The 24,689-nt window shown below is 68.2% G+C and carries 23 protein-coding genes, 1 tRNA gene and 3 pseudogenes; 17 read left to right on the top strand and 10 right to left on the bottom strand.

The genetic code is table 11. From position 1 onward, the window contains the following. The first annotated feature begins 264 nt into the window (after positions 1-264). Together OG276_RS38605 and OG276_RS38600 are read left to right on the top strand one after the other, a co-directional pair. Positions 265-2,550 carry a PA14 domain-containing protein gene (locus OG276_RS38605; protein ID WP_266914097.1) on the top strand — a complete coding sequence of 762 codons (2,286 nt, stop codon included), beginning with the start codon at positions 265-267 and terminating at the stop codon, positions 2,548-2,550. A gap of 306 nt (positions 2,551-2,856) precedes the next feature. Next, positions 2,857-2,933: transfer RNA gene (locus OG276_RS38600), tRNA-Met, on the top strand. A gap of 98 nt (positions 2,934-3,031) precedes the next feature. Here the strand turns inward: OG276_RS38600 and OG276_RS38595 are convergent. From OG276_RS38595 to OG276_RS38585, 3 genes are all read right to left on the bottom strand, one after another. Then, positions 3,032-3,982 (bottom strand): hypothetical protein, encoded by a 951-nt coding sequence (locus OG276_RS38595; RefSeq protein WP_266914095.1) that lies wholly within the window; start codon positions 3,980-3,982, stop codon positions 3,032-3,034. 401 nt (positions 3,983-4,383) lie between these two features. After that, positions 4,384-4,671, bottom strand: coding sequence for a hypothetical protein (locus OG276_RS38590; protein ID WP_266914093.1), 288 nt, complete (start codon positions 4,669-4,671; stop codon positions 4,384-4,386). Between the two features lie 557 nt (positions 4,672-5,228). Then, positions 5,229-6,896 (bottom strand): helix-turn-helix domain-containing protein, encoded by a 1,668-nt coding sequence (locus OG276_RS38585; RefSeq protein ID WP_266914091.1) that lies wholly within the window; start codon positions 6,894-6,896, stop codon positions 5,229-5,231. A 292-nt stretch (positions 6,897-7,188) separates the two neighbouring features. On the opposite strand from OG276_RS38585, the gene OG276_RS38580 reads away from it, so the two are divergent. From OG276_RS38580 to OG276_RS38570, 3 genes and pseudogenes are all read left to right on the top strand, one after another. Then, complete coding sequence (locus OG276_RS38580; RefSeq protein ID WP_266914089.1) at positions 7,189-7,524, top strand: hypothetical protein; 336 nt, start codon at positions 7,189-7,191, stop codon at positions 7,522-7,524. Positions 7,525-7,841: 317 nt separating this feature from the next. Beyond that, a pseudogene (locus OG276_RS38575) lies at positions 7,842-7,976 on the top strand (IS110 family transposase); the annotation flags it as partial. A 548-nt stretch (positions 7,977-8,524) separates the two neighbouring features. Continuing rightward, positions 8,525-8,647 (top strand): hypothetical protein, encoded by a 123-nt coding sequence (locus OG276_RS38570; RefSeq protein ID WP_266914087.1) that lies wholly within the window; start codon positions 8,525-8,527, stop codon positions 8,645-8,647. 269 nt (positions 8,648-8,916) lie between these two features. On the opposite strand, the gene OG276_RS38565 is transcribed toward OG276_RS38570, so the two are convergent. The 3 genes from OG276_RS38565 to OG276_RS38555 form a co-directional block, all read right to left on the bottom strand. Continuing rightward, a complete protein-coding gene (locus OG276_RS38565) occupies positions 8,917-9,357 on the bottom strand; it encodes an NUDIX domain-containing protein (protein WP_266914085.1) in 441 nt (146 codons plus the stop codon). A gap of 10 nt (positions 9,358-9,367) precedes the next feature. Next, positions 9,368-10,042, bottom strand: a complete 675-nt coding sequence (locus OG276_RS38560; RefSeq protein WP_266914083.1) for a dTMP kinase — start codon at positions 10,040-10,042, stop codon at positions 9,368-9,370. Positions 10,043-10,161: 119 nt separating this feature from the next. Further along, the gene (locus OG276_RS38555; RefSeq protein ID WP_266914081.1) at positions 10,162-10,611 is read right to left on the bottom strand and encodes a hypothetical protein; all 450 of its coding nucleotides are present in this window, start codon (positions 10,609-10,611) and stop codon (positions 10,162-10,164) included. Positions 10,612-10,804: 193 nt separating this feature from the next. Here OG276_RS38555 and OG276_RS38550 point away from each other — a divergent pair, with 193 nt between their 5' ends. The 4 genes from OG276_RS38550 (at position 10,805) to OG276_RS38535 (ending at position 14,125) form a co-directional block, all read left to right on the top strand. Further along, positions 10,805-12,139 (top strand): XRE family transcriptional regulator, encoded by a 1,335-nt coding sequence (locus tag OG276_RS38550; protein ID WP_266914079.1) that lies wholly within the window; start codon positions 10,805-10,807, stop codon positions 12,137-12,139. A 101-nt stretch (positions 12,140-12,240) separates the two neighbouring features. After that, positions 12,241-12,738, top strand: a complete 498-nt coding sequence (locus OG276_RS38545; protein WP_266914178.1) for a GNAT family N-acetyltransferase — start codon at positions 12,241-12,243, stop codon at positions 12,736-12,738. A gap of 827 nt (positions 12,739-13,565) precedes the next feature. After that, complete coding sequence (locus OG276_RS38540; protein ID WP_266914077.1) at positions 13,566-13,871, top strand: DUF6247 family protein; 306 nt, start codon at positions 13,566-13,568, stop codon at positions 13,869-13,871. Then, on the top strand, positions 13,868-14,125 hold the full coding sequence (locus tag OG276_RS38535; RefSeq protein WP_266914075.1) for a hypothetical protein: 258 nt from the start codon (positions 13,868-13,870) through the stop codon (positions 14,123-14,125). Before OG276_RS38540 ends, OG276_RS38535 begins: the two co-directional genes overlap by 4 nt. Before the next feature lie 115 nt (positions 14,126-14,240). Here the strand turns inward: OG276_RS38535 and OG276_RS38530 are convergent, their stop codons facing one another. Further along, a complete protein-coding gene (locus OG276_RS38530) occupies positions 14,241-14,849 on the bottom strand; it encodes a hypothetical protein (protein ID WP_266914073.1) in 609 nt (202 codons plus the stop codon). Next, on the bottom strand, positions 14,849-15,382 hold the full coding sequence (locus tag OG276_RS38525) for an RNA polymerase sigma factor (protein ID WP_266914071.1): 534 nt from the start codon (positions 15,380-15,382) through the stop codon (positions 14,849-14,851). Before OG276_RS38525 ends, OG276_RS38530 begins: the two co-directional genes overlap by 1 nt. A gap of 510 nt (positions 15,383-15,892) precedes the next feature. Here OG276_RS38525 and OG276_RS38520 point away from each other — a divergent pair. The 8 genes and pseudogenes from OG276_RS38520 to OG276_RS38485 all read left to right on the top strand — a co-directional run bounded on the left by OG276_RS38520 (position 15,893) and on the right by OG276_RS38485 (position 22,072). Beyond that, positions 15,893-16,462 (top strand): transposase family protein, encoded by a 570-nt coding sequence (locus tag OG276_RS38520; RefSeq protein WP_323182424.1) that lies wholly within the window; start codon positions 15,893-15,895, stop codon positions 16,460-16,462. A gap of 154 nt (positions 16,463-16,616) precedes the next feature. Then, on the top strand, positions 16,617-17,360 hold the full coding sequence (locus tag OG276_RS38515; RefSeq protein ID WP_266914069.1) for a hypothetical protein: 744 nt from the start codon (positions 16,617-16,619) through the stop codon (positions 17,358-17,360). Between the two features lie 434 nt (positions 17,361-17,794). Then, positions 17,795-18,127 carry a hypothetical protein gene (locus OG276_RS38510; protein ID WP_266914067.1) on the top strand — a complete coding sequence of 111 codons (333 nt, stop codon included), beginning with the start codon at positions 17,795-17,797 and terminating at the stop codon, positions 18,125-18,127. A 114-nt stretch (positions 18,128-18,241) separates the two neighbouring features. Next, complete coding sequence (locus tag OG276_RS38505) at positions 18,242-18,967, top strand: hypothetical protein (protein WP_266914065.1); 726 nt, start codon at positions 18,242-18,244, stop codon at positions 18,965-18,967. Positions 18,968-19,964: 997 nt separating this feature from the next. Then, a pseudogene (locus OG276_RS38500) lies at positions 19,965-20,015 on the top strand (hypothetical protein); the annotation flags it as partial. A gap of 121 nt (positions 20,016-20,136) precedes the next feature. Next, positions 20,137-20,454 (top strand): annotated as a pseudogene (locus tag OG276_RS38495) (DUF6000 family protein); the annotation flags it as partial. A gap of 95 nt (positions 20,455-20,549) precedes the next feature. Continuing rightward, entirely contained in the window at positions 20,550-20,909 is a 360-nt protein-coding gene (locus tag OG276_RS38490; protein WP_266914174.1) for a hypothetical protein, read from the top strand. 80 nt (positions 20,910-20,989) lie between these two features. Further along, complete coding sequence (locus tag OG276_RS38485) at positions 20,990-22,072, top strand: caspase family protein (RefSeq protein ID WP_266914063.1); 1,083 nt, start codon at positions 20,990-20,992, stop codon at positions 22,070-22,072. 16 nt (positions 22,073-22,088) lie between these two features. Here the strand turns inward: OG276_RS38485 and OG276_RS38480 are convergent, their stop codons facing one another. Continuing rightward, positions 22,089-22,298 (bottom strand): hypothetical protein, encoded by a 210-nt coding sequence (locus OG276_RS38480; protein WP_266914061.1) that lies wholly within the window; start codon positions 22,296-22,298, stop codon positions 22,089-22,091. A 385-nt stretch (positions 22,299-22,683) separates the two neighbouring features. Further along, the gene (locus tag OG276_RS38470; RefSeq protein WP_266914059.1) at positions 22,684-24,219 is read right to left on the bottom strand and encodes an amidase domain-containing protein; all 1,536 of its coding nucleotides are present in this window, start codon (positions 24,217-24,219) and stop codon (positions 22,684-22,686) included. Positions 24,220-24,689: the final 470 nt, after the last annotated feature.

Below are 24,689 nucleotides of genomic sequence, written 5' to 3'. Positions count from 1 at the left end.
CGCCCGCCTCTACCCGCGGGCGCGCGGCCGATACGTCGCCGCGAACAGCCTCCCGGCGCGCAGCCGGGCCCTGCTGGAGCGTGCCTCCACCCTGGTGACGAGTGACGGCACGTCACCAACCGCGCAAGTAGCTTGGAAACAAAGGAAAATGGACGAATTACTTCCAGATATTTCTCTTTCCGAACGATCTCTCGAAATGGCACGATCAACTCGACACACGCCACCCCCTGCACCGCCTTCGATCGAAAGTGTGACCGTCAGCAGATGCGCATATCTCTACGCGTGGCACGCCGCACCGCCGGTGCCGCCACGCTCTCCTTGGCCACCGCCCTTACCGGGCTCGTCTTCCCCAGTACCGCTCAGGCCGCCGTGACCTGCGCGTCCGGCGTGTGGAAGGCCGAGTACTTCGCCAACATCACCCTCACGGGAATCCCGAAGGCCACCGCCTGCGATACCTCCATCGCCGAGAATTACGGCCTCGGCTCCCCCGCCGGCGTCGCGTTGCCGACGGACAACTTCGGAGTCCGCTGGAGCACCACGCGCAACTTCGGTTCCGGCGGCCCCTTCGACCTCAACGTCGCCGTCCAGGACGGTGCCCGCGTCTACCTCGACGGCGAGCGCAAGATCGACATGTGGCGCAATGTCACCTCGACTCAGAAGGGGACGCTCCGGCTGACCGTCCCGCGCGGAATCCACACCCTGCGCGTGGACTTCGCCGCCGTCACCGGCGCCGCCGATGTCTCCTTCGGCTATGCCCCGGTCATCGGCGCGGCCTACGACAAGGTCGCCCCCCTGGCCCCGGCCGGCCTGAAGGCCACCTACGCGGCGTCCACCCTGAAGTCGACGCTGAGCTGGTCGCGCAACTACGAGATGGACCTGGCCGGCTACCGCCTCTACCGCCGCACGGGCAGCGCCGGCACCTGGAGCCAGCTGAACACCACCACCCTCACCGGCACCACGTACACGGACACGCCCCCGGCCACGGGCGACACGTACGAGTACACGCTCCGCGCCCTCGACCGCTCCGGCAACCTGTCCCCGCTGTCGCCCCTTGCACGCGCCGTCAGCGCCGACAAGACGCCCCCCGGCGTCCCCGCCGGCCTCAAGGCCACGTACGACGCCGCCGGCGCCGGCGCCCGGCTCTCCTGGTCCGCGGTGAGCGGGGCGAGCGCCTACGAGGTGCAGCGGGCCCCCGCGTCCGCAGGCCCGTACGCCGCCGTCGGCACGCCCGCGACCGCCACCGAGACGATGGACCCGAGCGCCGCCCCGGCCACGACCTACTACTACCGCGTGCGCGCCCGCGACGCCGCGGCCAACACTTCCGCGTACTCCGCGCCCGTCCGGCTCGACGTGCCCGAGGCCAAGCCCCTGGCGCCGACCGGCATGGCCGCCAGCGGCACGCTCGACTACAACACCATCGGCTGGACGTACACCGCCGATGCCTCCCACCGGTTCCACGTCTACGCCGCCGACGCGGCCACCGGCCCGTGGACCCGCCTGACCGACAGCCCGGTCCCCAACGCCCTGTACAACGACGCCACGGCCATCGCCGGCCAGGTGCGTTACTACCACGTCCGGACGGTCACGCCGCTCGGCACGGAATCGGGCCCGTCGGCAACGGTCTCGGCCACCCGCGTCCGCGACACCACCCCGCCGCCCATGCCGCGCAACCTCAGCGCGTACAACGCGACGGACGGGGTGCACCTGTCCTGGAACCCCAACACCGGTGACGACACGAACCACTACGTCGTCATGCGCAAGCAGGCGCTCACCGAAGCCGGATGGGAGCAGATCGCCGCCGTGTGGGGCGACTCGTACGCGGACACCAGCACCCCGGAAGGCGTGCAGTACGGCTACACCGTCCTCGCCGTCGACGAGGTCGGCAACGTCTCCCGCATGCCCGAACCCGGCTACGGCACCGTCTACGGCAAGCGCCTGCCGGTCTACCCGATCCCGGACGCACCCGCCTCGCTGACCGCCACCACGGACAACGGCAAGGTCAAGCTGGAGTGGACCCCGAGCACGGCGACCGACCTGTCCGGGTACTACGTCTACCGCACGACCGGCACGGACCCCGCACAGGCCTCCGACATCTCCCCGCTCGTCACCGGGACGACCTTCACCGACCAGAACCCGCCCGCCGGGAGGACCTGGCGCTACGTGGTCCGCGCGGTCAGCACGCAGGGCAAGTGGTCCGACTACTCGCCGATGGCCGAGGCCGTCGTCCCCTGCCCGGTACTGACCGCACCTCCCACTCCCCGCATCACCGGGACCGCAGTCGACGAGGGCCCCGCCGTCCGGATCGTCTGGGAGACCGGCACATGCGACCAGGGCATGACCGTCTCGTACAACGTGTACCGGTCCATGTCCCACACGGGCGTCTACGCCCCTGAGAACCGCATCGCCTCGGGCATCAGGGAAGCCATCTACAGGGACCCCGGCCCCTTCACGCCGCTGCGCTATTACTACTACGTGGTCACCGCCGTGGCCGCCGACGGCACCGAATCGGCACCGCAGACCTACCCCATCAGCATCCCGATCCCGGGCTGAGGCCCCTGACACCCCTGATACCCCGTGAGGCCCCCGCCGCCCGAACAGCGCAGCTCCGAAACGGCGGGGGCCTCCCTGTCAGCCGTAACCGGCTGGCCCGCGACGGCAGTCGATTTGGAGTGAAGAACAATCCTCACGCCGAACGCCCCGACTCAGAAGTGGGCGACCGCTCTGATGACCCCTGCTGGTCCTGGCGAACCGCAAACTCGCCTGCTGACGGACCACTTGCCGGGAGCCATGGGCCCCGACCGGCACGAGCACTCGGTCGGAAGCGTGGGGTCAGTGCCGTAGGGTGGTGTTCACCGACGCGGGGTGGAGCAGCTCGGTAGCTCGCTGGGCTCATAACCCAGAGGTCGCAGGTTCAAATCCTGTCCCCGCTACCAACGCAACAGCCCCCTCGACCACCAAGTCGAGGGGGCTGTGCGCATTCAACGCCCGCGTGTGCCGTGGAGACGGCCGGGTGCATGCGAATCGGACGGTTCTACTCGCCGGGCCGTACCTTCACGATCTTGATGTTCGTGGCGCCCTCCGCCTCGAGATCTGCTGTGCGGTGTTCGGCGCTGAGCTGGTCGTAGTTCACCGCGGACGCCATGGCCTTTCCGTCGCTCGCGCGTACCCACTTCACCCGGTAGTTGATCATCGGTACGCCCCCTCGTCCGCTCCGCACTCGTTGGCCCAGATCAGCAGGCCGTTTCTGTGCATCCGGTACGGATATCCAGCCGCCCCAGATCGACCGGATCTCATCCAACAACTTCGGGTAGTGCTCTCCGTACGTGTTCAGCGCATGCCACACCGCATCCAGAGCTGCTTTGAGCGGGTCGGGTTCGGCAGCAGCGCGTACGGCGGGGAGAGCGTAATGCGGCTGTGAGATGGGCCCGCGGACCTGCGGTGTGCTGGCAGGGAACACGAGTTCGGTGTACACCATCGGTGCCTGGCTTCCCGGTAGCCGGTCAAGTCTGTAGCTCGTCTCCCCGTCGCTCTCTTCTGCGGTCTTGACCCACATCAACCCTGCCGGCGCCGGGGGAAAGTACCGCCCCCGCTGGGGCGGTACTGCCCCGAGAACATCCGGGCCCGGTTCGAGAGGGGTGGACTCCAGCGCCTCCCGCATCCTGGCCGCGTCGTCGAAAGGGGGCGGTAGCGGATGCCCCTGCGTCAACGCGGCGAGCGCCCCAGCGACCCACGGCACATCGGTCAGGCCCGCCACCTCGCAGGCCCGCTGAGCGGCGAGCACCGCCACGGCACGCTGGACGTCTGGATCCGCGGCGCCGAGGTCGTGGACCAGGTCGCTGTCGAAGTCGAGCAGCCCCAGGACGTTGCTCTCGCGGGCACGGCGCAGCGACTCACTCGGCAGTCTTCCGCCCCACCGCCACCTCTCGTAATGCAGCTGCGGATCCTCCGTGACCCCTACCCCATCTGAGACCAGCTTGTGCACAACGCCCCCCGTTCGAGACGGCCTCTGAAATCCTTATCGGATCTGCCGTCACGTCTCCCGCATCATGCCGCAGGCCACTGACACGCCCGGGACACGGGCCGGGGTGACGCTGCCGAGCGGTCGTTCATGTCCGGCCGCCGTGGCTCTCGCGTACGGTAACCGCCGCCCATCTACTGGCGCCGACTGGCTACGAGGCCATTCAGATCGGCTCGCCTTGACTAGTGCAGAGAAGTCATCAGCCGTGCGCGCGCTACGGCTCTCCGGGGGCAAGCCCCCTGTGCGTCCCCTGTCGTGCGGCGCGCGCCGAGTTGTTCCGCGTCTGAACGGTCCGGTTCCTGGCGGAGGCCGCAGTCGCGGCTCGACTCACCCGTCGAATCGCGGTCACTGGCCGGCTCAAGCCGCTATCCATGAACGCGCACGACGGTGACCACGGCATGTCTCGTGGTCCCCGCCAGGACTTCGACCACCAAGCCCTCGCTCGCCTTCTGATAGGGCTCGCCATCCGGGGTGTGGGCCACGGCGCCCCGGCCGGCGACCCACAAGAAGAGGGCCACTTGCACGGCAAGGGACGCGGTCAGCTGCTGGGAGCGGGCCACCTGATCGCCGGGCAACCGGACGACCAGGTGACGGGGGCGCGCTGCGGTACCGATGAAGCCGACGGCGTTGATGGGGATTCTTGAAAACTTCAAGAATCCCCATCAACGGTCCCCGGCAGGATGTGCCCCGGCTGGATGCCGAGGAGGAAGGACCGCAGCTCGGGGCTCTCACATGCCCTTGCTGACAGGTACGCCTCTCCTCCACGCGAACGTTCGATCTCCGCAGCCTTGATCTCCCGGCCCAGGCCGAAGAGTTGCGAAGGGCGGCGCTGCGAAGCAGGGAGACCTCGTGCGCGGGGAGCCGTCCGACCTCGGAGTGCTGCTGCTCCTGCGGATCCGCGAGGTTCACAAGGACATCCGATCCATCGAACCCGACGACCCTCACTCTCCTCACAGGACCTGGCTGGAGGCGGTTGATCAAAGACCGAAGGCGCGGATCGGGGGCCGGGCCAGACAAACAAAGGTCGAGCCGCCAAATGAACCTCAGGCGAGTGCCAGGGGAGGTTCTTGTCCCGTCTCACCGGACTTTGACTTGTCTCAGCGAAGCTTGACGAACCAGCGATCCGTCTCAGCGAAGCTTGGCCGGTGCGGGCCCAGCCACGCAGGCCCAAGGCGAGCTGCTCGGCTGCGTCGGCTGAACCGTGACGTGATCAGGGGTGGGACCCAGCTGCGCTCCGGTACTCGACGAGGATCGGACTTTCGGTGACGTGTAGCTCTGTACCTTGCTGGGTCTCCTGACGGCGGCCGTCCAGGTGCCGCACGCGGTAGGCGCCGGGCTGAGAGGTCATGACAGCTTCTCCCGAGTCGGCCCAGACGATTGCTGCGGGCTCGTCGTCACCGTGGCTGGTGGATAGCAGGAATCGGCATTGCCACACGTTCGCAGGCAGGTTGTCGGGAAGGCCGTGTCCGCAGGAGGTGATGCGGGCTCCGTGCAGCCACCGTTGCAGCTCCTCGACGAAGAGCGCGGAGCGGGTCGGTGCACCGCCGTCGGCCTGTAGCACGATGGGGATCTTGGTTCCGCCCCAGTTGTAGAAGTACATCCGCTCGTACCGGGTGTAGAGGCCTATCAGGTAGAAGCGCACCGCGTAGTTGTTTGCCTGTTCCTCGGACAGTGGGGCCGACGTAGCGATCCGGTGGGCGGCGCCGGTATTCCAAATCCGCAGATGGAACCCGGCTTGATGGAACGCGCGTTCGACTATTCCTGCGAGTTCCACGAGGGTCTCCGGCTTGTCTCCGAAGTCTCTTTGGTGCAGTTTGACGGCCGCGACGTCGCAGTGCTCGTAGCCGCCCGCTGCGGCGAATTGCGACAGGTAGGTCCGCGATTCCTGCTGCCACAGCTCTCCGATGCCAGGACAGACGACGGTGGCCTGCGGGTCGGCGCGCTTGATGATGCGACTGGCTCGTTTCGCCATGTCTGCCAGAGTCTGAGGGCTGCCGGTGAAGAACTTCGGTGAGGGGGCGAGGTTCCACAGTTCATAGGCTTCAATCCGACCTCGGTAACGCGTTGCGACCGCCTGGACGTATGTGTCCCAATCCGCCAGGTCGTCGGGCGGCGAGGCTCTCGACCCGTCGTCGTAGGCCGTCTTGGGGCCGTCCGGACTGGCCCAGGACGGGGTCCCACCGAAAGTGAACAACACCGGAAGGGCTGCCTGGTTGGCACCCCCGACCAGCCGGTCCAGGGCTGCCCAGTCGAACGCGGCACGCTGCGGCTCCAGCAGACTCCAGCGGGTCCCGCTGTCCCACAGACGCACCGCTCCGACGTGGAACGCCGGCATGGTGCCCGTCGAACTATTCATGGTCACGCCGAACAGCGTTGCAGGAACAGGTCGCGGCGCCTGCTGCCAGCTCGGCCCCGGAATCCACTGTTCCTCGGCCGCTCGGTCACCAGCAGGTCGCCCGCCGCTCGCGGTCAGCATCAGGGACGAGAGCAGCAGGAGGAACACTGCCCAAGTCAACTGCCGACTCATCGGCGTGGTGAGCGCTCGGCGAGCCAGGGGAGGAGGTGCGGAAGAGCCTGTAGGCGCCGCCTGTGTGCCGGCATCTGGCGCGGCCGCTGTCAGCGCACCGGCGGCACGCTGCTCGTCGGCCTGCTGCCAGAGCCGGTGCAGCTCGTTCAGCTCCTCCCTCGTAGCCCCGCAGGCTCTTCCGATGCGCTCGGCCATGCCGAAGCTGTCCGGCACCGTGTGCCCCCGGCAGTACCGGTGCAGAGTTGACGTGCTCACACCGCAACGCCCTGCGAGCGCGGCGTAACTGAGGCCGCTCCGCTTCTTCAGTACTTCCAGCAGATCGGACAGACCCTGTGTGGCAGGAAAGTCCATGGCGTTCCATCCCCCCGTATTCGCGCAGGTCAGCGCGCGATTTTCATCCCAACTGGCGAGCGGGACGCCGGGCTCTGGCCCTGCTGTAGCTCATCCGTCACGATCAGCATGTCCCACCTGATCCGGGCCGCGTCCATCAACGGTACGGCCCATCAAGGAAGCAGAGAACATGTCACTTCGATCACCGATCCGAACGATAACCCGCGTAGGTGTCGCGCTCGGTTTGGCGCTGACTGGCCTCGTCGCCGTGGCCCCTGCTTCACAAGCCGACGATGGGTGGTGCACCAGTCCGATGTGTTCCGAGACCTTCAACAAGTCGGGGGATTCGGTCTATGTCGCGCGCAGCTGGTGCGGCGACCAGGAATGGCTGGCCCAGAACGCCCCGCCGTGCGGTGACAGGAACGGCGACTACTGGCTGCAAAAAGGTCAGGGCACCAACCCGAACCAGGACTGGGACGCGTTCCGCGTCGACGTGGGCTGGTGTTACACCTTCCAGACCCAGTCCTATCTGTGGGGCTGGTACAACAAGGAGGTTGTCGACCGGCGCGGCAAGCCCACGGCCGAGTGGGTGCGGGTCCACGACGACGAGACCACCTTCGTGCTTTCCCAGGGCACAACGCACTGCTGACCCCGCATCACGTGGCCTGCCACAGGGTGCGGGCGATGTGTTCGGTGCCGCGCGGTGTGCGGGGGCCGGGAGGGGTGTGCCAGCCGGGGCACGGGCGCCGCTCGGCGCTGTCCTTCCAGCCGGCGCCGCGCAGGAAGGCACCGGACTTCCCGTCCTGGGTGTAGGCGATCGGCCGTCGATATCCGAGGGCCTTGTGGCCCGCCAGGCCTCCTCGCAGAGAAGGGAGTTGGCGTGGCGGTCCCCGTCGATGGCGGTGCGGGGAACTTCCAGGGTGGCGCCATCGTCGAGGTGACGGGCGACGAGCCGCCCGGCGATGGCGTCGGCGCGCAAGGCGCCGTCCCCACACCCAGGCCGTCCTCGCCCTCGCCCGCCGCCGGGTCAATGTCCTCTGGGCCCTCCCCCGCGACGGACGGTGCCACGAGCTCGTCCCACCGGCTGCCCTCGCGGTTTGACAGACAGCATGAGGAATCGGTGAGACAAGTCAAAGTCCGGTGAGACGGAACAGTTCTTCACCACAGGGTCGAAGGCCTGCCGTCGGGGTCCAGGCCGTGGGGCCACAGCGTGATGGCGGTGCCGGTCGTCGTTCCCCGGCCCCGTGCGCATCCAGGCGAACGGCTTCAGTACCGGCGGCTGGCCCGCGTCGGCCGCGAGGCGTGCGAAGCGTTCGGCCCCCGCCCGGTCTCCGGCGGAGTCCCGCATCTGCGCCAACTGCGCCAGGGCTCCGGTCTGCCCGGCATGGGCGGCCCGCTTCAGCAGAGCCTCGGCGCCATCGGTGTCACATCCCTTCTCCCACCGCCGGGCCACCTCGAAGCCGACCGGATCAGACTGCTCCTCCGGCTTCCTCTGGCCGCCCACCTCAGTGGCCAGGACCGCCAGGCGGAGGCCCTCTCCGAGGTGCAGCGTGCCGACGTGCTGCGCCGCAGCTTGTCCCAGGGGGACTACCGGCCGGCGACCGGCGCTGTCGATCGGGCCGCAGCGACGGCACTCTTCGGGCTGGGCCGTGCCACCGAGGCCCGGCCGCGGGGCTGCGACCGCGTACGACGACTGCCTGGCGCTCTTCGGCCCGAAGGACTACTGCACCGGAAAGGCCAAGGCACTCCTCGACCGCATCGACGGGGGTTGAGCAGGCGGGTCACGGCGGCATCGGCGTACGCGGGGGTTCAGAACCTGATCCTGATTCCCTGAGTCGGGCCGAGTCCGTAGCCTGATATCAGGTCACCCCGGGGCCGGAGTGATCCTGAACAACCCGCGAATGATCAAGGGTCCTGGACCTGGCGCCCGCCCTCGCCGGCCTCCGTGTGAAGTTCACCGCGGTGACCGGCCCTCGGAGCTCACGTGCCTCATACGGCCCAGGGGTTCCGTTCGTGGAACCCCGGTGTCCCCCGTGGCCGGTCACCAGCCGTGTTCGGTCAGCCCGTCGGCGTTCTTGAGGTAGCCGTACAGGCCGGCGGCCGGGTACTCGATGATGTCTTCGGGCAGGGCGTCGACGGGGAACCACGTAAGGGCGAGGCACTTCTCGGGCTCGCGGTTGACCGGCTCGCCCTCCCACTCGGTGGCGAGGAAGAAGAGGCCGATTCGTTCGACCGCCTCGCTCTGCCTGTGGTGCACGGTGTGTACGAGGCGCAGGTGCTCGGGGTCGACCTCTACGCCGGTCTCCTCGCGGAGTTCGCGGGCGGCGCCGACGGTGAGGGACTCGCCCTGGTCGAGCTTGCCGGAGGGGGCGTGCCAGCGGCCGTGGCCGTACGGTCCTCCGCGCTGCGACAACAGGATCATGTCGCCGTCGCGCAGGATCACGTGGGTGTCGATGACGGGGGTTGCGGGTCTGGGGCTCATGGGTTCGGGGTCACCGTGTGCTCGTCGGGTCTGGTGGGGCTGGAGCTTGGGTCGGTACTGGGGCGCTGTGGACGGTACTCCCGTCCGGGGGAAGAGCGTCGGCGATTCGGCGCGCTACGTCCTTGGGGGTGGTCGTGGTCGAGTCGATGACGAGCACCCGTACGCCCATGGCCGTGAGGGTCCGCGCCGCCTCTCCGTACAGCTCGATCTCGCGCCTCGGGGCGTCCGGGTCGAGGTGGAAGCGGTGACGGATGCCGCGGGCGGCGAGGCGGGCGGCGATCACGGCCGGCTCGGCGGTGAGGATCACGGAGAGGTCGGGCAGCAGGACCTCGCGGTGCAGGTCGAGCACGAACTGTTCGAAGACGCCGTCCAGGCGCTGGAGCACCAGGGAGGAGGCGAGGTACCGGTCGGATAGGACGGTGAAACCGGCTTCGCACATCGGGAGCAGCTCGTTGTGGACGTGCTCGTAGCGGTTGGCCGCGACGAGGCAGGCGAGGGCGTGGCCGTTGAGGAACGAGGCGCTCGTGCGGGTGAACTGGCCGAGGGAGCTGTGCGTCGGCTCGCAGGTGCGGTGGACGAGCCGGCCCTCGTTGCGGAGGTGGCGGTCGAGTTCTTCCAGGGTGGCCGTACGCGATGCCGACGTTGAAGCGGGCCCGGGCAGCGGTGTCCTCCTGGTCCTGGTCACAGCCCGGGAACGTCCAGAGCGCGCGACGCTCGGGATGCACGGGATGCACGGGTGCTGCGCCCTCCCGCCCCTGCCTGCCGGCGTACATTTCCCTCCTCTCCCCTCCCTCCTCTCCGTGCTCACGAAGCGGCTTCCGCGTTCCGCCGGAGTGACTCCCGCAGGAGGACGGGGTCCGTGAGGGCAGTCTGCCAGCCTGGCTCCTGCACCCATGTCCCCGTACGCCGCTGCCTGCCACCGGGCTTGGAGGCCACCAGCCACCACCCTTCCCCGAGTGCCGTGGTGCCCGGTACGTCCCATCGCGCGGCGGTGCCGACGGGCGTGAAGAGGTAGCACCGGTCCACCGCGAGGTCCGCCAGGATCGCGGAGTCCTCCAGCAGCCCGTACGGGGCCAGGTCCTGGGCCACGGCCTGCAGTTGCCGGTACGGCAGGGCCACGGCGTCCCACAGCCGCCCCGCCGGAAGCAAGGCGACGCCGAGCACGTCGTCCCACTCCCGCCAGACCTGGGCGGGGTGGAGGTGACTGCGGGCGGCCCAGTGCGCTCCGAGGTTCGCGGGTTCCACATCCAGCACGGCTGCCTCCGTTGGGCGGGGGTCACTGGGAACGTACGCACGGATGGGGGAAGGGGATCCGTGCATCACCAGTAACTCCCGCCGGTCGGGGGAGGGCCATGACGAACCCATGGCGGGCTGCTCGCACCGGTACTGACGACTTGGCTGTGGCTTGACCTGACGTCCGGGGTTGGCCGCCTCTACCGTGGCTCGTATGGCACAGCCCAGGAACGAGCCGCTGGCAGCGTGGATGCGCGGACACGAGCTCACCGCCGCCGCGCTGGCGGAGCTGGTCAACGATGCCCTGGCCGGGATCACCGGCCGCCCCGGGGCCACGAGCGAACGTACGGTCTTCCGCTGGCTGTCGGGTGAGAACCGGTGGCCCCACGCCCGGTTGCGCCGGGCTCTGGAAGCGGTGGCGGGAGCACCCGTCACGGAACTCGGATTCGTCCCCCGGCGTTCGGCCGGCTCAGTCGGCTCGACTGTGTCCGGTCCGGCCGGGTCCGGCTCGACCGGGGCCGACCAGGAGCAGGAGATGCCCGTGCTGCGCCGAACCTTCCTCGCCGCTGCGGCGGCCGGTGCGGCCGCGGCCACCGGCCCTTCCACGAACCCGCCCACCATCGGGGCGCGTCCGTCGGTCGGATCCGCCGACGTCATCCGCCTGCGCGACGGCCTGGACGCCCTGATGGCGGCCGACGACGCGGGAGGCGGCAGCTCCGACCTGGAACGGGCCGCCCTCGCCGGCGCTCGTGAGGCCCTCGCGCTGCAGCAGGGCGCCGCCACCGGCCGTACCCGGCAGCGCCTGTTCTCCGTCGCGGCGAACTACACCGCGACCGCGGCCTGGTCGTGCATCGACTCGCGCAGGCTCGGCCAGGCCGAGGCGCACCTGAACACGGCCCTGCGACTGGCGGGCCTGGCTCAGGATCCCGAGGCCACGATGCGGGTGTGGAACTCGAACGCCATGCTCGCCCACCAGCGCGGCCGCCACGCCGACGCCGTCGCGGCCGCCCAGGCCACGCAGTCGACCGCCGTCAGCCGGCGCGACCCCTTCTACGCATCCCTCGCGCACGCCCGTACCGCGGTCAGCCACTCCAACCGCGGTGAGCGCCAGAGCGCCCTGCGCAGCCTCGGCCACGCGGGCGAGGCCCTCACCAAGGCACCCGACACGAACCGGCCCAGCTGGATCGCCTTCTACGGGCCCGCCGAACTCCACGCCCTGACCGCGATCGTCCGCGACCGCCTCGGCGACGCGGCGGAGGCCGAAGCCGCCTCCCACCGGGCCCTGTCCGTCCTGCCCCACCCCTTCCGCCGCAACCGGGCACTCGCCACGTCCCGCCTGGCCCTGGCCCAGCTCCACCAGGGCGACCTGGACCAGGCCTGCGCGACCACGGACACCGCGTTCCAACTCATGCGCGGCGCACCACTGCCGGGCCGTATGCGGACCCTCCTCGGCGACTTCCACCGAGACCTGTTCACCCTCGCTCCGTCGGCCACCGCCGCCCTCGACTGGGCCGACCGCTACCGCACCGAATGGAGCCACTCCGCGTGAGCGCAGCCGAAGACCACCGAACGGACGCCGACACGGCCCTCCACACCGACCACGGAGGTGCGTACCGCCTCGAACGCTTCGGCCACGCAGACCTCCACCGCATCCGCCAGACCCTCCTGGACGTCCACGACGACGCGTACGCCGAGGAGATGGACGACGAGTTCCACCAGCGGTTCGCCTGGTTCGTCGACCACTGGGGCGCCCACCCCGGCTTCGTATGCGTGATCGCCTACGAGGGCGAGGATCCGGCGGATCCGGTCGGGTTCTCCTACGGAGCCCCGTCCAACCCGGGCCGCGAATGGTGGCGCGACCATCTCGACCCCGCGCCCGACCCGAGCACCACCTTCGCCGTCTCCGAACTGATGGTCCGCAGCAAGTGGCGCAAGACCGGCACGGCCCGCCGCCTCCACGAAGCCCTCCTCACCGACCGCGACGAGGCACTGGCGGTCCTCCTGGTCGACACCACCCACCCCCGCGTCCAAGCCCTCTACGAGAGCTGGCACTACGCCAAGATCGGCGAACGCCGCCCCTTCCCCGACTCGCCCCTCTACTCGGTCATGCTCCGCGACCTGAACGGCAGCCCGGCGGGGACAGCCTGAGGCCGGGCCGGCTGCGTCGCGGGGCGGGCGCGGCCGGAGATAGAAGTGAATGGTCGGGATGCGGGGCAGGTCGTGGTCATCGCACGAGGGCTGTCCAGCGGGAGCTCGGATATCGCGTGCGGCCGGGCGCGGCTCCTGTGGCTGGTGTGTCCTGACCATGAAGTCACGCCGACACTGGGCGGCGGAGGGAGAGAGTGGCCACTCATCGCGGACTGCCGGATATGTCGGATTCGGCGAAAGTGCTTCAGAACGCCTCCCCCTCTCCCTAAAGTGTCAGCTCAGTAAGCCTGCTCCCCGCGCACGCGGGGATGGCCCCGACTACGACCCGAACCAGCCCATTCCGGTGCGCTGCTCCCCGCTGGCGCGGGGATGACCCCAGGCCGTCGTACACGCGGAGCACAACCGAGTCCTGCTTCCCGCGCTCGCGGGGATGGCCCCTCGAACCCGATGGCGTCCGCATCCCGGTTGCCCTGCTCCCCGGCACGTGCCCGGATCGGCAGGTGGTGACGGGCGGGGCTGCCCGCCCGCGTGCAGCCCCCCACGAAGTCGTCGACTGCTGGCCCCGACCACCCGTAATTCCGTCAAGCCACGCACCGTTGGGAGCGTTGGACCCAACCCCTCCCAAGGGTGCCGGTACGGGCATTCCGGCCCGCTCGGGTGCCACGGGACGACAGCATGAAGCCCGGGCCGTTGACAGCTGTCCCGGGCTGCGTCCACGTGAATCCGTGCAGAGGGAGATTCGTGGCATCTTCCGCCGCTGACACCGCCCACCCTCGACCCGGCCGCCGCCGGGCGTCACACTCGACACAAGAAGGAAGGGAACCCGCATGAGCGCACAGCCCGTATACCCCCATCAGCCCCCGCCGCCCCCCGCCCCGGCCGCGGCCGCGAGGCTCCGTACCCGCATCGCCGGACACGATGCCGCCGGCCGCTGGCTCCCCGCCTTCGACCGGGACTGGGACGCTGCGCTGGAGGAGTCCCGGGCGACGTACGACCTCTCCTCGCTGCACGAGGTCGTACGCGAATGGCAGGGCCGGCTCGACACCGCGCCCGCGGTCGCCGCGCTCGTCACCTCGGGGTACGAGGACACCGACAGCGTCGCCCTGGAGGACATCATCGGGGCCCGCCGGTGAGCGATGCCTGGCCCGTTCGGCTGGCACAGCAGGCGGCGGTCCATCTTGCCGAGCTCGACCCGACCGTCCAGGAGATGGCCCGCGACGTGCTCGACATCGCCGCCCGCTCGCCGTGGTCCTGGCCCCAATGGGACCGTACCGATCCCGAAGGCGAAGATGTGCGGCGCGCGTCGATCGGTCCGCTCACCGTCGTCTACTGGGTCAACCGCACCCTCGGACACCTCCGCGTCCTGACCATCGTCTGGGCCGGCTGAGCACCCTCTCGCCACCCACCCACCCACCCACCCACCTGAAGCCTCCTGGCAGGCAGAGTCCGTCAGCCCTCCCCATGTCCCATGCTGCTGCTGGTGGAGCCGTGGCCAGAGCCGGTCACTCGTCATTCAACAGGTCGAGAATCACCCTGATCACTTCGAAGGTCGGTTGGCCAACGGCGCCCATGGTTGCGGTGATTCCCATGACGGCTATCAGTGCGCGACGCCGGCCCTGGAGCGGGACGGAGGCATCGGCGCTCAGGTACGGCAGGGCCTCGTCGATGACCTGGTCAAGCGGGGGAGAAACCTGGCTCCGCAATTCTTGGAGCAAGCGGATCAGTTCCTGGAGGGCGTGGTGCATCTGGATTCCGTCGGCGGGGGCTGGTCCCGACTGGCCGGAGACAATGCCGATGTTGTCGGAGCCTCCGTGGATGGTGACCCTGTCGCCGAAGTGGAAAGTGCTGCTGTCCGCCCCTTCCATCCGCTGTCGCTTGCGCCGTTGTGTTCGACCGTGGCGGTCATACGGCCATCCGGTTGGTTCATCTGCTGTGGGTCCCGAGTGGGCGTCCTCCACCGCGGCGGCTTCCTGCCCGGTGATCGCGGCGAGACCGTGGGAGAGGTCCATCCCGCTTTCCAAGGAAGACAGAACAGCCTGGTCAGCGGTCTTCAGCCAGGCATCCAACTCGGGGTCGTCGCCATCCATGAACATGTCCTGGTGCTCGCTCATCACGCACCTCCTCGCTGGCCCAGACCGGCCTTGAGCGTGGCCCGGGCCCGACACAGGTTCTGCCGGACCGCTTCCTTGGTGATGCCCAGCTCCTCGGCGATCTCCGCCAGGGTGTACCCGTCGTAGAACCAGGCCATGACCTGCCGCTGCCGAGACGGCAACTCGACGAGGGCCGCGTAGACCTCACGCTCTTGGTCACTCAGCTGGATGCTCGTAGGCACATGAGACTCTGCCCGGGTCGCGGGAAGTTCCCCCGGAAGGTCCTCGCGCAGCTTGGCCCGGAAGTAGACCCGAACAGCCACGGTCCGCAGCCAGCGTGCCGGGAAGCGGATGCTGTCCCATACCGGGTACGCCGTGGCGAAGGCCTCCTGGGCGGCATCCGCGGCCTCTTGCGGGCCAGCCCCGTGCTTCATGACGAAGCGGGTCAGTAACGGCATTTCGCGCCGATAGACATCAGGGAAGGGATACGGCCCCAGGCTTGTCCTGACCCCTGTGCCTGGCAGCGTCTGCGGGAATGATGTGTCATCCACCATGAGGAGCCCGCTCTTGTCGGAACGGCTGCTGTCCCACTTCGATCGTGACCTCGTCCCCGGCAGCAGAACGCATCCGACTGCCCATCGGAAGCGCCTCGACCATCCGGGCCCCGGCACGGTGTTGGGAAGCCGCAGCCTCCGAGTCGCGGCGAGACCGGAACCAGACCATCAAGCACCGGGCCACGTAAGGCACAACACATAGCCCGGCGGCTATCCACGAGGCTTCCATCGCCTCTCCTCCCCTGCGCATCCAGTGAAGCGCGTGGCTTCCAGCTCCGGCTGGCTATTGCTTAGTACCGGGAGCGGGGCTCTGTGTGACACCGACTGCCGAAGAACTTGCAGTGGTCGAGAGGGGCACCGGGAGTCTGTCGTGCGCAGGGTGGATGGGCTCTGGCCCACATTCGGTGAATCGGTAACTGATCGTGGGGTCCCGTTGCTGCGGGGCCGGAGGCAGGTAGGACCCGGATGGTCGCGGTTGCGTAATCAGTCGAGTGCGCGAGCTATTGCTCAGTGACGATCTGGGGCAACCGGATCTTTGATCGTCACCGAACGGCCTCGGGGTGCTTCGTGCTGCATGCTCCGTCCGCAGGCAGTGATGTCTGCTGTGCTCGCGTGTTCCTGCCAGATTTGAAGGACGTACAGATTCAGGGCGTCGACGACTTGGCCAACGTGGTTGTGGTCACCGTCCGGACCGTGGGCAAGGAGGCCGGGTGTCCTTCGTGCGGGGCACTCTCCGCCCGAGTCCACAGTCGATACCGTCGCGTTTTGGACGGCCTGGCTGCGGGCGGACGGCCGGTCTCGATCAGTCTTGTGGTCCGTCGGTTCTTCTGCCGGGAAACGGCTTGCTCACAGCGGATCTTCGCCGAGCAGGTCGGCGGGTTGACGACCCGGTACGCCCGCCGGACGACGGCGTTGCGTGAGTTTCTGACCAGTGTGGCCATCGCTCTGGCCGGGCGGGCTGGGGCGCGACTTGCCGCGGCGGCCGGCGTCGCGACCGGACGTCGAATGGTCCTCCCTGACGCCGGATTCGTGGGTCGGCCACTTCCGGCAGGTCACCGCGGAGGAGCCCCCTCCGTCTGAAGCGGCAGTGCCCCAGGCTGCCGTCCCGTCGTTGCGTCGTTCCGGAGAGGCATCCGGGGACCAGGGTCCCTGAGGCGGCCCGAACTGCTGCCCTCAGCGGAGCCCACACGAATCTCACATGACAGTTGCGAGCCGGCTCCGCGATCATTGCGCGATGACCATGGGACCGGACCTTCTCAGCCTGAACATCGTGTGCCCACCGCCAGGCAAGGGCGGCATAGAGGTCCGCCCGATCGTCAATGGCCGGGATCTCCTGGCCGACGTGTCCTTCCCCGGCAGGGTGGCTGGCCTCCGGTACCTGGGAGAAGACCCTCGGTATCTGCTGGACGGTGCCGCGCCGCTGCATGCCGCGGTGACGCCCCACGAGGTTCGTCTCGCCTGGTCCGGGTGCGGCGTGGAGGAGTGCTGCGGCGCCCTGTACGTGACGGTCAGGCGCGACAGGGATCACGTCGTCTGGGCCGGCTGGCGCGACCTGGCCCATCAGGACCTCGACCTGCCGGAGCTTCGTTTCGCCGCAGACCAGTACGAAATCGAGGTCTTGCGAGCCGGAGAGGACCGCAGCTGGGAGTGGCCGGCAGGAGTGGTTGCGCGGCTGCTCGAGGCAGGGCTGAGGGACCGCGGGGACTGGCTCGCCAGGTGGGAGTGCGAGTTGGAGGACGTCTGGGCCTCCCGCACCACGGAACCTGATCGGATCGACGTCATCCTGAGGCATCCCCCGAACCGGGCCGACACAGATCTGCCCTGGGCACAGTTCCTGGTGACCCTCCCGGTCTCCGCAGAGGTCCCATCCCTCCAGGCGGAGCACCTTGAATCGCTGCTGACCGCAGGCGACCCGCGTGCCACCGCCGAGCTTTGCGGAGGCTACAACCCTGAGGAACTGGGCTACCCGTGGCCGTAGCCGGCCAGGATCGTGGCGTAGGCGTTTCCACGGCGTTTGGCCAAGTCGTCGACGCCCTGAATCTGTACGTCCTTCAAATCTGGCAGGAACACGCGAGCACAGCAGACATCACTGCCTGCGGACGGAGCATGCAGCACGAAGCACCCCGAGGCCGTTCGGTGACGATCAAAGATCCGGTTGCCCCAGATCGTCACTGAGCAATAGCTCGCGCACTCGACTGATTACGCAACCGCGACCATCCGGGTCCTACCTGCCTCCGGCCCCGCAGCAACGGGACCCCACGATCAGTTACCGATTCACCGAATGTGGGCCAGAGCCAGTGGATGTCAGTGGCGCGGAGGGTTGTGTCAGTGAGACGGTCCTCAGCTCACGGAAGGGGCTGCGGTGTGTATGCCGGGTGCTTGACCCCGCGGTCCGTCAGGTTGGATGGCACCGTGGCGAGACGACCCAAGGCGAAGAAGAAACGGCCCCCCTTCGGCATACCGAAGGAGATCATCCTGCTGACTGGGCAAGACGTGTGGCCCTACACGTTCATCGCCGACGACTCGGGTGGCGGATGCGGCAAGGTCCCGATGCCCGCCGACGCGGCCCACGAGGACGTACAGACGGCGATCTTCACGCAGCTTGCGGACCTCACCCGCATATTTCACGGCGTTGAGATCGACGTTGCGTGGTCCTCCCTGACGCCGGATTCGTGGGTGGGCCACATCCGGCGCGTCACCACGGTGGAGCCTGCTCCGCCTGGCGCGGCACCTGAAGTCGGCTGACCACGGGGTCACCACGGACACATCACGAAGCCAGACGTCAAGCTGACGACGTACCTCGGGGGCAGCGTTGGGGCCGGGGTCGACTCGCAGCTCGCGGGACTGTTCAATGCCTGGGTGGTGAACTGGGCACAGATGTACGACTGCCGCTTGGACGTGGACCGCGTACCCGAGCTTCTGGCTCTGGTGGAGCGTGAGGACGACGCCGAAGCGTGGACCGAGCTGGGGTATCGGCTGGTCCTTGAGCACGACCTGCTGTCGCTGGCCGGCCTCGCGGCATTGCCCCGGCTGGTGCGCCTCGCCGCGGGCAGCACGAGGGCACGACACCTGGCTGGAGCAATCATGGAACGAGCGGCAAGTCACCACGACGGCGACGAGCTGCTGGCCGGAAGCGCAGAAGCGATCGCCGAGTTCGGCGCCCTCCTGGACCGGCACTTGCAGTCGCGGCCGGCCGACTACCTGCTTACCTTCCGCGCGTTGCTCGCGGTCCAGGAGCAGTATCACTGGGCCAACGTCTTGGGCGACTTCGACGACGACTTCTACGAGCTGCCATGCCCCCACTGCGCGGTGGAGGTGACCATCGCCATCGGCGGCTATGGCCGCTACGCGGCGATCCGGGACTGGGACCTGGGTGACACAGACCGGCGTGACCTGCGGCCGAGTCCTGCCGAGGAGCTCTCGGGGGTCGGCCGATGGATGCACGAGACCGCGAAACGCGATGGGGAAGACGTACTCGCCGAGGGAATCTCCCATCTCTTCGGCAAGGCCGAGTGTCCGAGTTGCGCCAGCGTTTTCACCATCGCGGACGAGTACGAGGCTGCGAACTGCCCCGTCCTGCGGTAGGACCGTGTGGCATTTACTCTTGCCTGCCCCCTGCCAACTGAAGGGCCCACCCCTCCCGGGCCGCCTGCGGGACGACACCGCACGTTGCTATGTCGTCAAGTTCAGGGGATGAGCTCTCCGGTCACGGCGCGAAGGAAGTGCCGTTGGTGCCACTCGTTGGCCTCCGGTCCGGGATCGGTGGCCAGGACAGGGTTCGGACCGGTCTCTATCAGGTGCATGAGCGCCCAGGCGACGCCGTAACAACTCTGCGTTTCCACTGCAATGACCCCTGCGCACGACACCCACTGACACGAACTCTGCGCCACCACTGTGATGTCCCTGCGCATGTCACCGATGGCAACAAGCATCGCGCCGCCGTCCGACGCAGGTCCTGGACTTTTGTCCGCGGACAAAAGTCCAGGACCTGCCGAGTGTTGAGAGGGTTCCTTCCTATCGCGCTACCACTCTCCTCACCAATCTCGTTACCAATCTCGTTCCCCGCGCACGTGGGGATGACCCCCCTCGGCACGCGCATCGGCGACCGCACCCGTCCCTCCTCCCCGCGCACGCGGGGATGACCTCCAGTCCGAGCGAAAGCTCGAGGGCGCCTACGGCTGTTCCCTGCGTACGCGGGGATGATCCCCCGATCGAAGGCCGCGTCGGCGACGAGGCATTCTGGTCCCCGCGCACGCGGGGATCCCCCCGCTCCGTCGAGGGTGAGGCCGAGATGGAAGCCCTGTTGCAGTGATCTGCACCCGAACCCAGAAGGCGACCCCATGCCGTTCCAGCGCCCCGAGGCAATCGGCTACGGCCACGTGATCTAGCGTTACGTGACGAGGAAGGACTCGGACCGCCCGCGCTACCTCGACCTGCGCAGTGGTCGGCGTCCTGCGCCGGGGTGGCCGCACGCCGAGGGCTTCGCCCGCCGAGCTGGAGGCGCTCTTCGCCTACGAATGGCGCGCGCCTCACCGCAGCCTGGCTGATCGGCGTGGGCCGATGTACCTCGTTCCGCGAGCGCATGGGCGATCTGCTCCTGGCCAGCGAGGTCTTTTACTCCGGCGGCGGTTACTGCTTCGCTCTGGCCCGCCTGGGCACCCCGGCGGACGCCGAGATCCTGACGGCCTACCTTCGACCGCTACCTCCCCCGTACCGACCTCCGCTACGACCAGCCCGCTGCCCTCGGCGCCCTCCTCCGCCTCGACGCCCACCTCGGCACCTATCACGCCGATCGCTTCACCCAGCCCGGCGGCCTCTGGGACCAGTGGGTCAATGCCCTGATGCACCTCCAAGACCATCCCAGCTCCACACCCGAAGAGCTGCGCCGCTGGACCGACCTCCACTGCGACTTCGCCAACGGCTGGTCCCGCCCGTATTCCGGGGTAGGGGGGTACGTCGACGCTCCGAGGCCCGGTGCTCGGCCTGCTCGACGAGAGCGGCCCGAGGTTCCGGCGCCCCCCGCCTCCGGCCCCCCGCAGTGGCCGGGCCACCGCTCATTCCGCACCAGGTAAGAGTGGGAATGAGCCAAACGCACACCAGGCGGCACGCTCTGCCAGACCATGGTGGTGGTGCACGAGAGGGCGGACAGGTGGAGGCGGGAGAAACCATGCGTGTTGACGTACGGGTGGCGGCAGAGGCTGACGAGCTGCGCTCACTGCACAACTGGCTTCAGGCAGACAGCGACATCCGGAAGTCCTCCTCGCTGACGCTCCGGGAGCAGCCTCCCGAGTCCGGGCAGATGGGCAGTCTGGTGGACGTCATCCAGGTGGTGACCGACAACGGCTGGAGCGCTGCCTCCTTCGTGGTGGCACTGGCCACTTGGAAGCAGACAAGGCCTCAGAACCCGCCGGTCGAGATCAGGCGGGGCAACACCGTGATCGTTCTTACGCAGCCCAGCGACGACGAGATCAGCCGGATTGTCCGCTCCCTTGAGGCCCCGGTTGCGGATGAGGCCCCAGAAGCGTGAGCGCCCTGCCTGACCCCGGTGCGACCCGGGCTGTGCTGATAGGTACCAGTCGCTATGACCACCTTGAGCCACTGCCTGCGGTGTCCAACAACCTGGCGGCCCTGGCCGCGGCAATGGCGGAACCCTCCTGCTGGGGTTTGCCGCCCGACCACTGTGTGACCCTCTCCAACCCCACGACTGCCGAGATGACCATGGCCGCGGTACGGTCGGCAGCCGAGCAAGCGCGTGACACCGTGCTCGTCTATTTCGCGGGCCACGGGCTGGTCGACCCGGAGAATGACCTCTACCTGGCCATGCCGCAGTCCAGGAGCCAACAGGTGGAGACCGGGCTGCCCTACCGGTGGCTACGGCAGGCGCTCCTGACCAGCCGGGCAGAGCGATGTGTCGTCCTCCTCGACTGCTGCTACAGCGGTCGTGCCCTCGGGTCGATGGCTGGTGACCCGGCGGATCTGGCCGATCAGGCATCAGTGGAGGGAACATTCCTGCTGGCCGCCGCGGCAGAAACGCGCACAGCGCTGGCCCCGCCGGGTGAGCCGTTCACCGCCTTTACCGGAGAGCTCCTGGACATCCTTCGGAGGGGCATCCCCCACGGCCCTGAGCTGCTGGAGTTCGGCGCCCTGTACCGGCACATGCGCATCAACCTGGCGGCCAAAGGGCGTCCCGCACCCCAGGCGCGGGACAGGAACACGGGAGCGCAGCTCGCCCTCGGCCGAAACTCGGCGTACTTGCCGGCAGCGGGGTCCGCTCCTACTACCGCCCGCGACAACCCGACGGCAGGACGCTCCTGGCCCAGTCCCTCTGGCATCCGTACGGTCGAGGGCTTCTTCAAGGCGCTGTCAGACGTTCGCGTCACGAGTGGCCTCACCCATCAGATGGTCAGTCTGCGGTCCGGTGGGCGTGTCTCCGCCGGCACCGTCAGCCGGCTCTTGAACCGTGGGAATCTGCCCAAGACCTGGCAGACCACAGGGGCGTACCTGTCTGTCTGCGGCGTGCCGGAGACACAGGTCGCTGAGTGGCAAGCCGTGTGGATGCGGTTGCTGGCGGAGACGACGGTTGAGGCAGCTGCTGTCCGGCCCAGCAACTCACGACCGAGCCAGAAGCGTAGTTCGACGCTGCTGGAGCGATGGGCAGGGAGGGCGTCCCGACGGAACGGCCGGAGTTGAGAGACCTGTTCCCCGTTCAGGGAGTGGCTGCGGCGCTCGGGATCGGCTGCTGCGGAGCAGGAGCAGGTGCCCCGCTGTCATCGCCGACTACCGTGTTCCACGTAGCGATGGCCAGCAACGCGGCCACGACGATGACGCCCGTCGCGGGCTTCTTCACCTGCTTGACGGCCGACGGCCGTACCCAGTGCCCCGCCCGGTAGTAGGGCTTGTCGCTCTTCTGCGCCACTGTGCTCTCCCCCGATGAGCCTGCTTCGCTGAACTTGCGACAGTTTCGCAGCGTCCAGCGAGGCGAGGGGGCAATCGACTCCGTGCGGCTGATTCTGAACCGACCGGGTCCGGTTTTGCTTGGCGGCCGAGCCGTGCTCCTGGTCGACACCACCCATCCTCGCGTCCGGGACCTGGCAGTACGCCAAGGTCGGCGAACGCCGCCCCTTCCCCGACTCATGCCTCTACGCGGTCATGCTCCGCGACTTGAGCCGCAGCCCGGCGGAGACGGCCTGAAGCAGATGAACTACCGCAACGCGGTGTGAGCGTCGAGGGCGGCAAGCCTGGCTGTCCGGTGTGGAGGGAGTCCGCGGGGTTTGGGTCGCAACCCAAACCCCGCGGATGGATCAGCTCAGGGGCGGCGTGGCCGTGGTGTTGACGACGCGCCAGGCGTAGAAGGCCTTATCCCGATGGCGGTTGACGATGTCCCACAGCGGCTCGTCCAGCTTGTTCGTGGGGCGGCCCGTGCTGTGGTAACTCATCCGTGGACCTTGTTCGGACAGGCTGGTGACGATCATGGTGTGGTCCTTGTTACGGTCCGCCGGGTTGGCGAACTGGACGATGTCTCCGATGCCGACGTCGCTGAGGTAGCGCACCTTCTCGACCCGGCCGCTGTCCTTCGCGAACTCCGCCCAGTTGTTCGCAGCGGACCATGTCCACGAGACATCATTGGCGCGGTAGTACCAGTACGGCCGTTCCCGGTGCGTGTTGGGGTGGCTCACCAGCGGCACGTTCATTTTCCAGCCGCCGGCCAGCAGGGCCTGGCTGACGAAGTTGGTGCAGTCGCCGCCCAGGTTCGCGAAGTCCTTGTAGGCCGGATTTTCTATCTTGGCGTATTTGACCGCGTAGGCCACCGCGGCGCTCGGGTTGTATCCCGGTGCGTAGGGGATGTCGGCGACCTCTCCCGGGCGACCGGCAAACATCGCGTCTTTAAGGGCTTCGATGACGGCGGTGTGCTTGGTCGTGCTGTATCTGACCCACTGCGTCATCTCCATGTGGTAGAAGAAGCCGCCCTTGCCGTTGGTGTGCTTGGCCTGCGGATTGATGGTCGCCCCGAGGTCCGGGTAGTGGACGCCGTCGAACACTCCGGCCCACACGTCGTTCGCGTTCAGCGCCTTCGAGAACGAGTCGAGTCGCATTTCAGGCTCCGGGGTGCCGTTACTGAGCACCACGTCCGGATAGTTGGCCCGCTCCTCGAATCCGTGCAGCTGCACGACATGGGTGGCGTTGGGCGCCGACGTCGTGAAGTTCGTGTGCACCTTGTGGAAGAGGCTCTCGTAACTGCGCGCCATGTCCGACACCCGGCTGTTCTCGTACTCCGGCCGCGTCTCGGTGCTGTTGTACCGGTGCGTGCCGGCCATCGCGAACATCTTCGCGTCGACGTCCCGGAACATTTTGATCCCCAGTTCCGGCGTGTTCTCGTCATGGAACGGGTGGGGTACCTCGACGGCCAGGTTGACCTGCGCCGACGACGTGTCGTAGCGCAGGATGTACATGCCCCAGCATCGCTGGCACGGCACGCTCTCCCGGACGACCAGGTAAGACCGTTCGGAGACAGTGTCCTGGATCCAGTCGAGGTTGTAGCCGTACCGCTGCAGGATGGCTTCAGCCTCACCCCGCGTCGCAGCGTCACCCTGGTTGGCGATCCGCATCGCGCGGATGATCTCAGCGACCTCCGCGGGGCTGTCGGCTTCCCACCTGAACTGGTTCGTGTCCTCTGTGCTGGGCATGCCGTTCTTGTAGTTCACGACGTACGTCGCCAGGTCCAGCCGCGTCACCACCCGGTCCGGAACACCCGCCGCCTGCGCCGGCGTTTGCAGCCCGCCCAGGGTGACCAGGGCGACCAGGACAACCAGTGTCAGGGCCGCCACCTTGCGTATCAACGCGAAAATCGATCTCCCCGTACTACCGCGCACTACTACGTCCTTACCTCAGTACCACGGCCCGCAGGCGGCGGCACGATAATCAACCAGGGGCGAAGGGTAGATCCACTAGACCGGTATCGCCGCCTCCGCCTACGGGGCGTCGTCGCCCTACATGACCTCGGTGCCGGGCAAGGATGCCGACAACCGCGACGGCAATCCGAACTCGACATGATGGGCGTCGAGGTCGGGCGCGCTGGGCACTCCGCGCTGATTCAGGCGACGGCCAGCGGCAGGGGTAGGCCGTTCGCCGGACTGAGTACCGGCCGGCCGCCGAGCGGTTGGGCTCCTGGACCATCAAGATCCAAGTGTCTCCGGTGTCCAAAATCCGGGGTCAAGGCCCGTAGAAGACCATGGCCTCGAAGTGGCGGCGCACGAAGTACCCGGGCCGGCGGCGGTCACGGATGACCTTCTGCCAGTTCTGTGTCGCG

The sequence above is a fragment of the Streptomyces sp. NBC_00086 genome, from assembly GCF_026343255.1.
Classification (GTDB): domain Bacteria; phylum Actinomycetota; class Actinomycetes; order Streptomycetales; family Streptomycetaceae; genus Streptomyces.
This window is presented reverse-complemented; position numbering and strand designations above follow the sequence as displayed.